The sequence below is a fragment of the Pseudomonas sp. GW821-FHT12A04 genome, assembly GCF_058807755.1.
Genome location: NZ_JBXAQZ010000007.1, coordinates 32,760 through 47,551, shown reverse-complemented (window position 1 = coordinate 47,551; position 14,792 = coordinate 32,760). Strand labels below are relative to the sequence as shown.

Sequence of the window (14,792 nt, the reverse complement as noted above, 5' to 3'; positions counted from 1 at the left end):
GTTGATCAATGTGCGATGCACACCGACTTGAGCTCGGTGTAAGCCTCGATCACCGCACGGCCAAACTCACGGCCCATGCCCGATTGCTTGACGCCACCGAACGGCATCGCCGGGTCGAGCAGCACGTGGGCGTTGACCCAGACCGTACCGGCTTCGATGCGAGGCACCAGGTTCATCGCTTTGCCCAGGTCATTGGTCCACAGGCTGGCCGCCAGGCCGTAGCGGTTGTCGTTGGCCTGTTCGATCACGGCGTCTTCGTCGTCGAACGGCATCACGCCCAGAACCGGGCCGAACACTTCTTCGCGGGCCACGGCCATGCTGTGGTCGATGTCCGCCAGAATGGTTGGCTGCACGAAGAAACCATCACCCTCCAGCAACTCGCCGCCAGTCACCACCCGCGCACCTTGCTGTCGGGCCAGTTCGATGTGCTTGAGCACGCTTTGTTGTTGCTTGCGCGATACCAGCGGGTTGATTGCCGCGTCGCAATTCATGCCAGCGCCAATCGGCATCGAAGAAACGGCGGCGGCCAGGGCTTCGACGAATTGGTCGTGGATCGAACGGTGCACGTAGAAGCGCGAGGCCGCGGCGCAGACCTGGCCATTGTTCAGCAAGCCGCCGAGGATCGCGCCTTGCACGGCTTTTTCGATGTCGGCATCGGCGAGCACGATCATCGGGTTCTTGCCGCCCAGTTCCAGGGAGAAGCGCGTCATGTTTTCCATGCACGCCACGCCGACACTCTTGCCCACGGCGGTGGAACCGGTGAACGACACTTTGCTCACCAAAGGATGCTGGGTCAGCACGCCGCCAACGGAGGCGCCACCACCGGTGACCACGTTGAATACGCCAGCCGGGATGCCGGCTTCCAGCGCCAGTTCAGCCAGGCGCATGGCGGTCAGCGGGGTTTCCATGGCTGGCTTGATGATCACCGTGCAACCGGTGGCCAGGGCTGGCATCAGCTTCCAGGCGGCGATCAGCAGCGGGAAGTTCCACGGCACGATACCAACCACCACGCCCACCGGCTCACGTTTGGTGAAGGCGGTGAACTTCGCACCGGGTGGCAACGGGATCGACACGTCGAAGGTCTGGCCTTCGATCTTGGTCGCCCAACCGGACATGTAGCGCATGAACTCCACCGTGGCGTTGAGGTCCAGGGCGCGGGCCATGTTGATCGACTTGCCCTGGCTCAGGGTTTCCAACTGAGCCAGTTCTTCGGCGTGTTCTTCGACCAGGCGGGTGAAGTTCAGCAGGATGCGTTCACGGTCCGCCGGGCGCAGGCTCGACCACACGCCAGATTTGAAAGCCTTGTGGGACGACTGCACCGCACGCTCGACGAGTTCCAGCGGCGCATCCAGGGTTTCGCACAGGGTTTGCCCGGTGGCCGGATTGACCACGGCGATGCTGTCGCCCTCGGCAAGCACCCACTGGCCGTCAATGAAGCAGCCGTGACGACGTTCGAGGAATGCAGCAACCTGGGGCAGGATTTCAACGTTGCTCATAATTCACCTTTCATTCAGACGATGTGTTCAGGCGCAAATCCGGCCTGATCAGTGTTGTTCTTTGAGGAAGCACGCGACCGCCTGGCGGTCGTCGGCGGAAGCCAGGCCCATGTAGGGCATGTAGGTGCCCGGCACGAAAGCCTGGGGCTGGATGATCAATTGCGTGATGTTCTCGGCCTGCCAGTCGACGTCTTTGTCGCGCATGGCCTGGGAGTAGCTGAAGCCCGCCAGCGAGCCGGACTTGCGTCCATACACACCGAACAGGTTCGGCCCCATCATGCCGGTCGTGCCCTTGGTCACCGCGTGGCAGACGCTGCACTCAGTGGCAAACACTTCGGCACCACGGCGCGTGTCCGGGGCGCACTCGGCGGCGGACACCGCCTGAACCAGGGTGAAAGACAGCAAACCGATCACGGGCAAACGCAGCGAAGTGAACATAGGAAAACGACCTTGAAAATCCACGCGCCCGCCAGCAGGCGAACGCCAACACTAAAAATGCCGAGGCAACGGTGCTTCGGCAGGTTGGTAGGGATTGTCGGTGGTCGCCGGCACGCAGGTTTTGCCCTGCGTGCCAGTTGTGTTGGCCGGGCTGCCAAACCAGACAATCTGGCATGCACAACCAACTAATTGGCAAACAGGGAAAAGGGCAAACAATAGCCGCGCCTTAGTATCCGGACAGACCGCAAACCTGCGCTCAAGAACAAGAACGGATGCCACACCATGCTCAAGTCCCCCTTGCTTCGTCTCTCGACGCTCGCGCTGATGATCAGTGCCGGCAATGCCGGTGCCTATGAACTCTACGCCGATGACGACAGCCATCTGAACGCTACCCTCGAAGCCGTGTTCGGCATTTTCCACAGCCAGGAAAACTACGCCCTGTCCGGTCGCCTGAATGAAGGCAGCTCGTCGTGGCGCGAGGGCTACATCAAATACGGCTTGAGCTTCGATCAAGGCCTGGGCGGTGTGGGCACCGCGTACGGCGCGGCGAACATGCTCAGCTCCGGCACCTGGGGCGATGGCGATGCCGCCGGCTTCTCCGATGGTTCGGAACGCACCACCAAGTTCGAAGACGCCTACCTCGGCTGGCGCTCGACCGATCTGTTCGGCGCGCTGGGCAGTGACGGCGTCGACCTGTCCTTCGGTCGTCAGAACATTGTGGTCGGTGACGGTTTCCTGATCGACGGCGACGCGTTGAACATGGGCAAAGGCCTGGCCGACGGCGAATTCAACCGCGGCGGCGCCTACTACCTGGCGGCACGCAAGGCCTTCGACGAAACCGCCGTATTGCGTCTGGGTGGCAAGGAAGGCTGGCGTAGCGACCTGATGTGGCTCAAATCCGACAACCGCGCCCAGGCCAAGACCGAAATGTACGTCGGCACCCTGGAGCACGTGGCCGAGGCCGGCACGGTCGGCCTGACCTTCATCAAGACCACCGATATCGATGAACAGTACGCCTCGCCGATCCAGCTCGAACGCGACGGCATGAAGACCTACAGCCTGCGTGCGGCGGGCAACGCCGGGGTGAAAGACCTGTTCCTGTCCGGTGAATACGCCAAGCAGGACAAACCCAACACCTCCAGCGAAGACGCCTGGTACCTGGAAGCCGGCTGGACCTTCTCCGACGCGGTCTGGACGCCTAGCGCCAGCTACCGCTACAGCCGCTTCTCGGAAGGCTACGACACCCTGTTCTACGGTTTCAGCCGTGGCTACGGCACCTGGTTCCAGGGTGAAGTGGCGGGCAACTACGCCGGGCCGTTCAACAGCAACTCGCGCATCCAGAACGTCACGCTGAAAGTCTCGCCGCTGGAGAACCTCACCGTCGGCGCGATGTACTTCAACTTCGACACCATCGACCGCAACCTGGGCAACACCGATGGCCACGAAGTCGACTTGTACGCCGAATGGCACATCAACGACCACCTGACCGTGATGCCACTGGTGGGCATCTACCAACCGGACAAGAGCGCCGAAGACGGTGGTACCCAACTGGGTAACAACGACAAGAACGTCTACGCCCAGGTGGTGTTCGCCACCGGCTTCTAATCTCGGTCGCGGGCAGTGGCCACGCCATTGCCCGCGTGGAAAAAGGTATTTCCAATGCACAGAACATTCCTGACGATCCAGAGCAAGATCGCCCTGCTCGCCGGTCTCTGCCTGCTGTTGGTCGTCGGCTTGTTGATGGGTTTGTCGCTCTATCAGACCCACAAGAGCAGCCGGCAAGTGGCCGAGGCCAGCGGCGACATGCTCGCCAATGCGGCCAGGGAACACATGCAGGCCCTGGGCAAAGTACAGGCCATGCAAGTGCAACGGACCTTCATGCAGACCCACGAATACGGCCAGGGGTTATCGCGCTACTTGTTGTACCTGCGACAGTTGCAACATCAGGGCAGCCTGACTCGCCCGCAACTGCGCCAGGAACTCAGCACCCAGCTTCACCAAGCCTTGATCGACAAGCCCGACCTGCTCGGGCTTTATGTCATTTTCGAACCCGGTGGACTCGACGGTGCCGACGCCGACTTCGCCGACCAGGCCGCCTTGGGCAGCAACGAAGCCGGTCGCTTTGCGCTCTATTGGGTACAGAGCAAACCCGGCGAGCTGCAAGCGGTCATCGGCGACGAAGGCCTGCTTGCCAACACCGAGCCCGGGCCGAGCGGCGCACCGTACAACGCCTTCTACACCTGTGCCCGCGACACCGGCCAGGCCTGTGTGCTGGAACCCTATTTCGACGAGGCCTCCGGCAGCCGCAAACTGGTGACCAGTGTTGCCTTCCCGCTGCTGGAAAACGGCAAGGTCATTGCCGTGGTGGGACTGGACATCAACCTCGCCGCCCTGCAGCAGAACAGCGAAACCAGTGCCCGTGAACTGTTCGACGGCAACGGCCAGATCAGCATCGTCAGCCCCCATGGGGTGATTTCTGCCAACAGCCAGGACGTCGGTCGCCTCGGTCAGCCGATGGACAATGCCGAGGTGATGGACAGCCTGCGTCAGGGCCAGCCCAAAGTGTTTGTCGATGCCCGGCAAATCAAGGTGCTTGAACCGCTCTCACCGATTGCCGGAGCCGCGCCATGGGGCGTGTTGGTCGGTGTGCCGCAGAACGTGTTGCTGGCACCGGTCACTACGTTGCAGAACGAACTCGATGCCCAGGGCGTGCAAAGCACTGCGCTTGAACTGCTGCTCGGTGGTGGCTCGGCCCTGCTCGGCCTGTTGTTGATCTGGTACACCGCGCAACGCATCACCCGGCCGCTGCAAGTGCTGACCCGGGTCATGGAGGATATTTCCCTGGGCGACGGCGACCTGACCCGTCGCCTGCAAGTGCAATCGCGAGATGAAATCGGCCAACTGGCGACCGCCTTCAACCGCTTTGTCGAGCGCATCCACCATTCGATCCGCGAGGTGTCATCGGCGGCGTTGGGGGTGAACGAAGGCGCTCGGCGGGTACTGGATGCTTCAAACTCGTCGATGAGCAATTTCGACGATCAATCCACCCGCACCAACAGCGTGGCGGCGGCAATCAACCAGTTGGGCGCGGCCGCGCAGGAGATCGCCCATAACGCCTCCGATGCCTCGCAACAGGCTTCGTCTGCACGGCAGCAAGCCGAGGATGGGCGCCAGGTGGTGCAGCGCACGATCGAGGTGATGAACGAACTGTCCGGCAAGATCAGTGCCTCCTGCGCCAACATCGAAGTGCTCAACGACAAGACCGTGAACATCGGGCAGATCCTCGAAGTGATCAAGGGCATCTCCCAACAAACCAACCTGCTGGCGCTCAACGCAGCGATTGAAGCCGCGCGGGCGGGTGAAGCGGGTCGTGGGTTTGCGGTGGTGGCGGACGAAGTGCGCAGCTTGGCCGGACGCACCCAGGCCTCGGCGCTGGAGATCCAGCAGATGATCGAAGAGCTGCAAGTGGGCGCGCGGGAATCGGTCACCACTATGACCGTGAGCCAGCGCCACAGCGAAGAAAGCGTCACCATCGCCAACCTCGCCGGCTCCCGCCTGGGCAGCGTGACCCAGCGCATCGGCGAGATCGACAACGTCAACCAGTCCGTCGCCGCCGCCACCGAAGAACAGACCGCGGTGGTCGAGGCCCTGAATGTCGATATCACCCAGATCAACACCCTGAACCGGCAAGGCGTGGAGAATTTGCAATCGACATTGAGGGCTTGTACCGAGCTGGAGCAGCAGGCCGGGCGGTTGAATCAGTTGGTGGGGAGTTTTCGGATCTGAGATTTTGGTTGCCTGATATGCCGCCATCGCGAGCAAGCTCGCTCCCACAATTGGATTTCTGTCGCACACAAAAACCGTGTACACCGCAGATCCCTTGTGGGAGCGAGCTTGCTCGCGATGAGGCCATCACATCCAACACCATCGTTGACTGACACTCCGCCATCGCGAGCAAGCTCGCTCCCACATTTGGATTTCTGCCGTGCACAAAATCCGTGTACAGCCCAGATCCCCTGTGGGAGCGAGCTTGCTCGCGATGAGGCCACCACATCCAGCACCATCGTTGACTGACACTCCGCCATCGCGAGCAAGCTCGCTCCCACAGAGATCAAGGCAAGCCCGCACAAATCTGGCACCCACAACCAACCACATGGCATGCGCGCAAACATGTCGCCGCGCCCCCCGGGCGTAGTATCGAACCCGACCTCAGGGCACAACCCGCTCCTGGGCGCCCTGCAATGCAACGCTGAACCCCTCCATTTCTCACTAACAACAATAAATCGACCCTCGGGTCGCGGGAGATTTCTGTGCTCAAGAAAAGTGCGCTGGGCTGGCCAAAGATTGCCGGCCTCGGAATTGCGTTGGTGGTGGCCGGGCAGTTTTCCGGCTGGAACTTCGGGCTGGCGGCCGGTGGCTGGCTGAACATGCTGATCGCTACGTTGTTGATGGCCCTGCTCTGCGGTGGCCTGGCATTGTGCGTGGCGGAAATGTCCACCGCGCTGCCCAGTGCTGGCGGTGTATTCGTCTATGCGCAAAGTGCGTTCGGGCCGTTCGTGGGTTACCTCGTTGGCGTGGCCTGTGCCCTGGCTTTGACCATCGGCACCGGTGCAGCCGCGACCTTTATCTGCGCCTATACCGAATCAATTTTCGGCCTCGGTGGCTGGCCGGTGAAGATCGCCCTGTTCACGGTGATCATCGGCATCCACATGCGCGGTGTCGGTGAGGCCATGGGCCTGACGTTCATTGCCGGCGTGATCGCCGTCGTCGCCCTGCTCACGTTTGGCGTGGCCATGGCGCCCCATGTCGAGTTGGCCAATTTGCTGAAGTTGCCCGCCAGCGTCGCAACACCGGTCAGCCTTGGCGGTATCTTCGCCTGCGTGCCATTCGCCATCTGGCTGTTCATCACCGTTGAGCAAACCGGCTCGGCCGCCGAGGAGGCGCACAATCCCGGTCGCACCATGCCCCGCGGCATTCTGGCGGCCATTGGCACGTTGCTGGTGACCGCGCTGGTGGTGCTGGTATGCGCACCGGGTGCCGGTGGTGTCGAGCTCGTCGGTTCGGCAGGTGATCCGCTGTATGCCGCGATGTCCAGCAACAGCGCCTTCGGTGAAGGTTCATGGCTGGCCAGGGTGATTGGCTGCGGCGCGGTGTTCGGCCTGATCGCGACCTTCTTTTCACTGGTGTACGCCGCGTCCCGGCAACTGTTCGCCATGGCCCGCGACGGCTTGTTCCCGCAATGGCTGGGCAAGACCGGCAAGCGCGGCACGCCCTACCCGGCGCTGCTGCTGATCGGTGCCATCGGCCTGCCGCTGTCCGAAGTGGACCCGGCCACGGTGATGCTCGCGGTCGTGTTGCTGCTCAACGTTTGCTACCTGTTCATTTTCGGCGCGTACCTGCACATCAAACGCAACCAACCGGACCTGCCACGGCCGTTCACCCTGGTCGGCGGCAAACTGGTTGCCTGGCTCGGTCTGGCCCTGACGCTGGTGGTGATCGCCGCCTGCTTCCAGCTCGACATGCTGATGCTGATCGCCCTGGCGGTGACCTTCACCCTGTGCATTTTCAATTACCTGTTGCGCAACCGTCGCGCCACCGTCATCGAGGTTCCAGACCATGCCTGAAGACACTCTGCTGCAACGCCGCCATCGCGTGCTCGGCAGCGCCTCGCCGCTGTTCTACGACAAGCCCTTGCATCTGGTGCGTGGCGAAGGCGTCTGGCTGTTCGACGTCGACGGTCGCCGCTACCTCGACGTCTACAACAACGTGCCCTGCGTCGGTCACTGTAACCCCCATGTGACCGAGGCCATGCACCGCCAGGCCACCACGCTGAACATCCACACCCGCTACCTGGATGAACACGTGGTGCGCTACGCCGAGCGCCTGACCGCGACCTTCGTCGCGCCGCTGGACACCGCCATGTTCACCTGCACCGGCAGCGAAGCCAACGAACTTGCGCTGCGCCTGGCGCGCTTTGCCAGTGGCGGCACCGGCATCATCGTCAGCGACTACAACTACCACGGCAACTCGGCATCGCTGGCCGAAGTCACCACCGCCCTGCCCTCGCCGGAACCCTTCGCCGCCCATGCCCGGGCCGTGCCGATTCCGTGCCTGTACCACGCACCGGCCGGCACCACCGAAGCGCAACTGGCCGAGCAGTACGCGGCCAACATCGCGGCGGCGATTGCCTCGATGCAAGCCCAGGGCATTCGCCCCGCCGCGCTGCTGATCGACACCCTGTTCGCCAACGAAGGGCTGCCACGGGTACCGGCCAGCTTCGTCAACAAGGCGGCAGCGCTGATCCGTGCAGCAGGCGGATTGTTCATCGCCGATGAAGTGCAGTCCGGTTTCGGTCGTACCGGCGATCACCTGTGGGGCCATCAGGCCCACGGCGTGGTGCCGGATATCGTCACCCTTGGTAAACCGATGGGTAACGGCTATCCACTGGCCGGGTTGATCACCCACAAGGCGCTGGTCGAATCCTTCGGCCGCCACGCCATGTACTTCAACACCTTCGGCGGCTCGCCGGTCGCGGCAGCGGTTGGCATGGCGGTGCTGGATGTGATCGAGCAACAGCAACTGCTCAAGAATGCGCAAAACGTCGGCGCTTATGTGCAGCAACGCTTGCAGGAGCTTGCCAACAAACACTCGATCATCGGCGACGTGCGCGGCAAGGGTCTGTTCTTCGCCATGGAGCTGGTACGTGATCACGCCAGCAAGGAACCGGCCGGGCTGGAGGCGCGCAAGGTGGTCAACGACATGCGCGAGAACGGCGTGCTGATCAGCAAGATCGGCGCTGGCGACAACATTCTCAAGCTGCGCCCGCCGCTGGTATTCAGCCGCGACCACGCTGACTTGTTCGTCGACACACTGGACAGCGCCCTGAGCGCGATTTGAGGCCCTGCCATGACTGAATTCCACACCCTGCCCCATGACCAGCAAGTAACCCGTCTGCACGAACTGGCGCGCCATGCCCTGCAACAGTGGGAAGGCGAATTCGCTGACATTGAACTGGTGAAGTTTCGCGAGAACGCAGTGTTCTCGGCCCGCCGCCACGACGGTCAGCGCGTCGCCCTGCGCATCCATCGCAATGGTTATCACTGCGAGGCCGCACTGCGTTCCGAGCTGCAATGGATGGAAGCCCTGGCCAGCGCAGGTATTACCGTGCCGCAGATTATCCGCGCACAGAATGAAAGCCATCTGATCGAAGTCACCCACCAGGCCATCGGCGAGGCGCGTCACATCGATATGCTCGCCTGGCTGCCCGGTGCCACCGCCGGTACTTCCGAGGCGGGTGTGCAGGCCGATACGGAGATCGATTTCCTGTTCAATGAGGCGGGGGCGATTGCCGCGCGCATCCACCTGCATTCGGCGGATTGGCAACAACCGGACGAGTTTGTCCGGCATGCCTGGGATGAAGAAGGCCTGATCGGCGCCAATCCGTTCTGGGGGCGTTTCTGGGAGCTGGAGCAGCTCAGCGACGAGCAACGGGATCTGCTGCAACAGGCCCGGCGTACGGCGCGCAAGGACTTGCGCCAGTACGGTCGGCACCTGGGCAACTTCGGCATGATTCACGCGGATCTGGTGCCAGAGAACCTGCTGATCGAGGGCCCGCAACTGCGCCTGATCGACTTCGACGATGCGGGGTTCGGCTGGCACATGTTCGAGTTGGCCACTGCCTTGTACTTCTGCCTGGATGACCCGCGCTTTGATCAGATCAAGACGGCGCTGCTCGACGGCTACAACGCGGTCAAGCCGCTGACCGAGGCGGATCGCAAGACACTGGCGTTGTTCCTGATGCTGCGTGGCACCACGTACCTGGGCTGGATTCACACCCGCCAGGGCACACCGACAGCGATTGAAATGGCGCCGATGCTGATTGAGCGGGCTTGCTTGTTGGCTAGGGATTATTTGCAGGCCTGATACATCGAAATCGCGAGCAGGTCGGATCGCCTCACCGTCGCTCCCACACTGGATTTCAGTGAACTCAGAACTTGTGTTCGACGACGATCCACTGTGGGAGCGAGCTTGCTCGCGATGGGGTCATCACATCCAGCATCATTGCTGACAGATACTCCGCTATCGCGAGCAAGCTCGCTCCCACAGTGTTTAGTGGTTAACCGGGTCGATCGACCTGATCCAGCGCCCGATTCACCGCCAACTCCCCCAGCATGATGACTTGCGCGATGCCCAGCAGGGTGTTGCGGTGCGTGCCTTCCAGAAAACCCGCCAGGTCATTGGCCATGACACTCGCCGAGGCCAGCGATTCGCAGGCGTGGGCCAGCAGGGTTTCGGTGTTGATGTCGGGGTTGATGGTGAACAGTATGGAGGGTTTGTGCGAGGTGGCCATGATGTGAGCGGCCGGGTTGGGGCAGGAATCGTTGTCTGGTGGATCAGGCGTAACCTTGGACATGATGTTCTTTTCCGTTGTGATGCAACCACACCGTCGCTGCTAAACGAGGGGGTGGCGGCTGTACGCAGGTTAGCAGACCGGGGAAAAGAAGAAAGCCGGCGCGCCCAAGGGCGCCCTGCGCACAGCCACCATCAAATGCAGGTATGGAATACCTGCCTGACGGACACTCGTACGACCTTCAAATACCACGGGCTGCTAAACCCGATCACTGGGAATCAGTGACGCGGACCAAGTTACCGATGGCCTCCAGGGCGCACAAGCCGGCGGATTCTGGCGTAGCTGTAGGCAATGACGCAAGGCGTTGTGGCTTGCAGGAAGTTACTCCTACAGCCGTTAAACATGCATTCCAAACTGGCACCGCCATCGCGAGCAAGCTCGCTCCCACAGTTGATCTCAGTCGTACACAAACTTTGTGTTCACTACAGATTCCTGTGGGAGCGAGCTTGCTCGCGAAGAACGATAACGCGGTCTCAATCAAGCCGCGCTGGCATGCTCAACGCGATGAAACAACCGGTTGAAATACACCAGGCTATCGCGTGGCTCGCGCACGCCCACCTTCGTCAGCTCCACGAACATCACCGAATGCGACCCCACTTCCTTGCACTCGCTGATCCGCCCTTCGAGCTGCACCAGGGCATCGCGCAGCAACGGCACATCGGCCGCGCCGTCGTCCCACAGGTCCCAGGCAAAACGCTCGGCCATCGGCACCTGGGTCATGCCGGCGAAATGACGGGCCAGTTCTTCCTGCTCGCCACACAGCACGTTGACGCACAGATGGCCGTTGGTGCGGAACACGTCGTGGGTGGCGCTGTTGCGGTTGACGCACACCAGCACGGTGGGTGGCGAGTCGGTCACCGAGCACACGGCGCTGGCGGTGATGCCGCAACGACCGCCGGGGCCGTTGGTGGTGATGATGTTCACCGCGGCAGGCAGCTGCGCCATGGCGTTGCGAAAGTCGATTTGCTGCTGGCTCAGGTCGGCCATGTCGATGCCCCTTCCTTCAGGAGGACCGCTATCTGGCGGCCCGTAGGTGATGGAACAAGACTAAGGCTGCGGGTGCGCCGCAACCATTCTGACGATCCCCATGGCAGGGTTGGGTTTCCGCTAGTCGACTAGGTGGTTTCTTTATCGCAAGGGCCGGCCACAGTGGGTATTCTGCATACAGGCTCCAGAACGATGAGCCGATGCGTGCCGCGCGTTCGCGTGCGAAAACAATAATTAGAAAACTTTCGTGGCAGCCCCGATGGAAATCCGAAAACCGATTGTTTATATCGTTGACGACGACAAGGACCTGCGAACCTCACTGGCCTGGTTGCTGGAGTCGGTGAGCGTGCAGGCGCAGTGCTTTGCCGGCGCCGAAGAGTTCCTCAGCCAGTACGACCCCAAGCAGCCCGCCTGCCTGGTGCTCGACGTGCGCATGCCGGAGACCAGCGGTTTCCAGTTGCAGGAAATCCTCAACCAGCGCGGCAGCACCCTGCCGACCATTTTCGTCTCGGCCCATGGCGATATTCCGATGTCGGTCACGGCGATGAAGAACGGCGCGCTGGATTTCGTCGAGAAGCCCTACAACCCGCAGCAGATGATCGACCGCATCCAGGCCGCGCTGAAGACCGCCGTGCACGCCCAGGCCGATCAGCAGCAGCGTCAGAACCTGCAAGGCAAACTGGCACTGCTGACCAGCCGTGAGCGGGAAGTGTTGATGCTGGTGATCGATGGCAAGGCCAGCAAGGTGATTGCCCGGGAGCTGAACATCAGCGTGAAGACCGTTGATGTGCACCGCACCAAGATCAAGGAAAAGATGGGTGTGTCCAGCATTGCCATGCTGGTGCGCGAGGTGCTGCATTTACCGGTGGATGAGCCGGTGCGGCACTGAGTGATTTGCAGCGGTCATGAGGCCGCCATCGCGAGCAAGCTCGCTCCCACAGGTTGATCCCGGTCGTACACAGACTTTGTGTTCACCGCAGATCCACTGTGGGAGCGAGCTTGCTCGCGATGGGGTCGGCACATCCAACATCGCTGGCGACTGACATACCGCTTGTGCGAGCAGGCTCGCTCCCACAGGTTGATCCCGGTCGTACACAAACTTCGTGTTCACCGCAGATCCACTGTGGGAGCGAGCTTGCTCGCGATGGGGCCGGCACATCCAACTTCGCTGGCGACTGACATACCGCTTTCGCGAGCAGGCTCGCTCCCACAGGTTGATCCCGGTCGTACACAAACTTTGTGTTCACCGCAGATCCACTGTGGGAGCGAGCTTGCTCGCGATGGGGCCAGCCCATTCAACATCGAATTCAGCAGCTATAGCGCTTGCGATAAGCACCCGGCGACACGCCAAAACGTGATTTGAAGGCCGACGAGAAGTAGCTCGAATCCGAGAAGCCCCAGGCATAACACAGTGCCGATAGCTTCTGCTCGACATCGGCGCGACGCAGGTTTTCGGCGCAGAAGTCCAGGCGGCGGTGCTTGATGTATTGCGCCACCACCAGGCCGCGCTTGGAGAACATCCGGTACAGGCCGCGCACGGAAATCCCCACTTCACGGGCGATCAGCTCGGGGCACAGTTCTTCGTCGCTGAGGTGGGCGTCGATGAAGGCGATGATCTTGCGGAACTGCCGCTCATGGGCGTCTGCACCGCCGTCCCGGGCGCTGATGCCCGGCAGCAACAGGCTGGCCAGGGCATCGAGCACGGCCTCGCTTTCCTGCATGTCCAGCCCCTCCTGCTGGCGGGTGTCCAGCACCAGCTTGTTGGCCATCGCCGCCAGGGGGCTGCCGGCCGCGATGCGCGTGGCGCAGTTGACGGCATTGAAGTGCGAACCCCGCTCGACCACCTGGCGCGGAAGAATCAGCGACAGCTGTCGGCAATCGTCGTTGTAGATCATGTCGCTCGGACGGCTGGCGTCGATCAGGGCGATGTCGCCACAGCCCAGTTGCGCGCGGTTGTCGCCCTGCTCCAGTTGCGAGCTGCCGCGCATCTGGAACACCGCGTAGTAGTGGCCGTCGCTGCTGGTGCTGACGTCCTTGCTGGTGCGGTACAAATGCACGTGCGCCATGTCGACCACACTCAGGTTGATCGCACCGCTGCGAAATTCCGCCAGTTCGCCGTAGAAATCGGTGTCCAGCGCCCGGGCATCGAAACGCCCACAGGCCTGGTTCACCTGGCTCAACCAACTTTCGAACGCCTCGTTGCGCACCGTCGATGCTGTAATCATGTCCGCAAAGCCTCACGTTTTTGTTGTTATTTTTCGACCGCTTCATCGAGCGGTTCGTCAAAACGGTTGTTTCTGTAGCCATCTCCTCCTTCGACGGCCGCCGGGCGCCCATTCAACAGGCTCCGGCCCAAGCTTTCCAGTCGACCTACGGGTTAAATGTCCAATACCAGACGAGCGGAAAGCGCCCGTGATACACACGCGCAAATCTGCTTGTTGGACGCCTTTTCCTTGTTCGACAGGCAGTTGTCGCGGTGCTCCGGCACGCCGTCCAGTACCTCGACGATGCAGGTGCCGCAGATGCCTTCGCGGCACTCGGTGTCGATGTCGCAACCGTGGGCCTGAAGTACGTCGACCAGGCTGGCGTTTGCCGGCACTTGCAGCACCACGCCGGAACTGGCCAGCTCCACTTCGAACGTGCCGGCCGGGGCGCTGTTGGCGGCCGGGTCTGCGGCAAAGTGTTCAAGGTGAATCGAATCGTCAGAGCGACTGCGGGACGCCACTTCCACCACTTTGTTCATGAAAGGTGCCGGGCCGCAGGTGTAGACGTGGGCGGCGCTGCCGGCACGCGCCAGGCATTCGCTCAACGCGCTGTCCAGATCCGCCGGCTCCACACCGTAATGAAACTCCACGTGGTCGGCGAATTTTGTCGCCAACAGCTCTGTAAACGCCGCGTACTGCGCCGAACGGGCGAAGTAATGCAAACGATACGGCTGGCCGCTTTCCGCCAGTCGATAAGCCATGCTCAACAGCGGAGTCACGCCGATACCGGCGGCGAACAGCACGTGTTCGCGGGCACTGTCATCGAGACGGAACAGGTTGCGCGGCGCGCCCATTTCCAGCTCCATGCCCTCTTCCACTTGCTCGTGCAGCGCCAGCGAACCACCGCGCGACTGCGCTTCTTTCTTCACCGCCACCAGATACGCACGGCGATCCTGCGGCGGGCTGCACAGCGAATACTGACGGGTCACCCCGGTCGGCCCGGTTAGGTCGACGTGGGCACCCGGTTCATAGGTGTCGAGCGGCTGGCCGTCACTGCGCACGAGGCGAAAGGAACGGATATCCAGCGCTTCGTCGACGATCCTTTCGATCTTCACCTTCATCATTGCATCACCTGAATACTGTTGTTTTGGTTTACTGCACCTTGTAGGAGCGAGCCTGCTCGCGATGAACCTGAGAACAACACGGGGTGTCAGGTTTCCCGCGTTATCGTTGGCGACCATCGCGAGCGAGCTCGCT

General features: G+C 61.8%; 11 protein-coding genes and 2 pseudogenes. 7 read left to right on the top strand and 6 right to left on the bottom strand.

Annotated elements, in window-relative coordinates:
* Positions 1-5 precede the first annotated feature (5 nt).
* On the bottom strand, positions 6-1,496 hold the full coding sequence (locus AC1RS8_RS12660; protein WP_489340379.1) for an aldehyde dehydrogenase family protein: 1,491 nt from the start codon (positions 1,494-1,496) through the stop codon (positions 6-8).
* Between the two features lie 48 nt (positions 1,497-1,544).
* Complete coding sequence (locus AC1RS8_RS12655) at positions 1,545-1,934, bottom strand: c-type cytochrome (protein WP_489340378.1); 390 nt, start codon at positions 1,932-1,934, stop codon at positions 1,545-1,547.
* Positions 1,935-2,216: 282 nt separating this feature from the next.
* Between AC1RS8_RS12655 and AC1RS8_RS12650 the strand changes: the two genes are divergently transcribed.
* From AC1RS8_RS12650 to AC1RS8_RS12625, 6 genes and pseudogenes are all read left to right on the top strand, one after another.
* Complete coding sequence (locus tag AC1RS8_RS12650; RefSeq protein ID WP_489340377.1) at positions 2,217-3,539, top strand: alginate export family protein; 1,323 nt, start codon at positions 2,217-2,219, stop codon at positions 3,537-3,539.
* A gap of 54 nt (positions 3,540-3,593) precedes the next feature.
* Positions 3,594-4,322: pseudogene (locus AC1RS8_RS12645) on the top strand (cache domain-containing protein); the annotation flags it as partial.
* A 360-nt stretch (positions 4,323-4,682) separates the two neighbouring features.
* Positions 4,683-5,720, top strand: a pseudogene (locus AC1RS8_RS12640) (methyl-accepting chemotaxis protein); the annotation flags it as partial.
* Positions 5,721-6,244: 524 nt separating this feature from the next.
* Positions 6,245-7,558: an amino acid permease gene (locus AC1RS8_RS12635; protein ID WP_154910571.1), complete on the top strand. Its 1,314-nt coding sequence runs from the start codon at positions 6,245-6,247 to the stop codon at positions 7,556-7,558.
* Positions 7,551-8,831: an aspartate aminotransferase family protein gene (locus AC1RS8_RS12630; protein ID WP_489340376.1), complete on the top strand. Its 1,281-nt coding sequence runs from the start codon at positions 7,551-7,553 to the stop codon at positions 8,829-8,831. Before AC1RS8_RS12635 ends, AC1RS8_RS12630 begins: the two co-directional genes overlap by 8 nt.
* A gap of 9 nt (positions 8,832-8,840) precedes the next feature.
* Complete coding sequence (locus tag AC1RS8_RS12625) at positions 8,841-9,857, top strand: phosphotransferase enzyme family protein (protein WP_489340375.1); 1,017 nt, start codon at positions 8,841-8,843, stop codon at positions 9,855-9,857.
* 193 nt (positions 9,858-10,050) lie between these two features.
* On the opposite strand, the gene AC1RS8_RS12620 is transcribed toward AC1RS8_RS12625, so the two are convergent.
* Complete coding sequence (locus tag AC1RS8_RS12620; protein ID WP_489340374.1) at positions 10,051-10,347, bottom strand: DUF6124 family protein; 297 nt, start codon at positions 10,345-10,347, stop codon at positions 10,051-10,053.
* Between the two features lie 474 nt (positions 10,348-10,821).
* Positions 10,822-11,331: a 4-hydroxyphenylacetate 3-monooxygenase, reductase component gene (hpaC, locus tag AC1RS8_RS12615; RefSeq protein WP_489340373.1), complete on the bottom strand. Its 510-nt coding sequence runs from the start codon at positions 11,329-11,331 to the stop codon at positions 10,822-10,824.
* Between the two features lie 259 nt (positions 11,332-11,590).
* Here hpaC and AC1RS8_RS12610 point away from each other — a divergent pair, with 259 nt between their 5' ends.
* Positions 11,591-12,220 (top strand): response regulator transcription factor, encoded by a 630-nt coding sequence (locus tag AC1RS8_RS12610; RefSeq protein WP_053161157.1) that lies wholly within the window; start codon positions 11,591-11,593, stop codon positions 12,218-12,220.
* Positions 12,221-12,638: 418 nt separating this feature from the next.
* On the opposite strand, the gene feaR is transcribed toward AC1RS8_RS12610, so the two are convergent.
* Together feaR and AC1RS8_RS12600 are read right to left on the bottom strand one after the other, a co-directional pair.
* Complete coding sequence (gene feaR, locus AC1RS8_RS12605) at positions 12,639-13,556, bottom strand: transcriptional regulator FeaR (RefSeq protein ID WP_489340372.1); 918 nt, start codon at positions 13,554-13,556, stop codon at positions 12,639-12,641.
* A 152-nt stretch (positions 13,557-13,708) separates the two neighbouring features.
* Positions 13,709-14,659, bottom strand: coding sequence for a PDR/VanB family oxidoreductase (locus AC1RS8_RS12600; protein ID WP_489340371.1), 951 nt, complete (start codon positions 14,657-14,659; stop codon positions 13,709-13,711).
* Positions 14,660-14,792: the final 133 nt, after the last annotated feature.

Bases quoted from the DNA above. Each gene is read 5' to 3' on its own strand.
- AC1RS8_RS12630 (WP_489340376.1), top strand. From the start codon at position 7,551: ATGCCTGAAGACACTCTGCTGCAACGCCGCCATCGCGTGCTCGGCAGC.
- feaR (WP_489340372.1), bottom strand. From the start codon at position 13,556: ATGATTACAGCATCGACGGTGCGCAACGAGGCGTTCGAAAGTTGGTTG.
- AC1RS8_RS12655 (WP_489340378.1), bottom strand. From the start codon at position 1,934: ATGTTCACTTCGCTGCGTTTGCCCGTGATCGGTTTGCTGTCTTTCACC.
- AC1RS8_RS12660 (WP_489340379.1), bottom strand. From the start codon at position 1,496: ATGAGCAACGTTGAAATCCTGCCCCAGGTTGCTGCATTCCTCGAACGT.
- hpaC (WP_489340373.1), bottom strand. From the start codon at position 11,331: ATGGCCGACCTGAGCCAGCAGCAAATCGACTTTCGCAACGCCATGGCG.
- AC1RS8_RS12610 (WP_053161157.1), top strand. From the start codon at position 11,591: ATGGAAATCCGAAAACCGATTGTTTATATCGTTGACGACGACAAGGAC.
- AC1RS8_RS12625 (WP_489340375.1), top strand. From the start codon at position 8,841: ATGACTGAATTCCACACCCTGCCCCATGACCAGCAAGTAACCCGTCTG.
- AC1RS8_RS12650 (WP_489340377.1), top strand. From the start codon at position 2,217: ATGCTCAAGTCCCCCTTGCTTCGTCTCTCGACGCTCGCGCTGATGATC.
- AC1RS8_RS12600 (WP_489340371.1), bottom strand. From the start codon at position 14,659: ATGATGAAGGTGAAGATCGAAAGGATCGTCGACGAAGCGCTGGATATC.
- AC1RS8_RS12620 (WP_489340374.1), bottom strand. From the start codon at position 10,347: ATGTCCAAGGTTACGCCTGATCCACCAGACAACGATTCCTGCCCCAAC.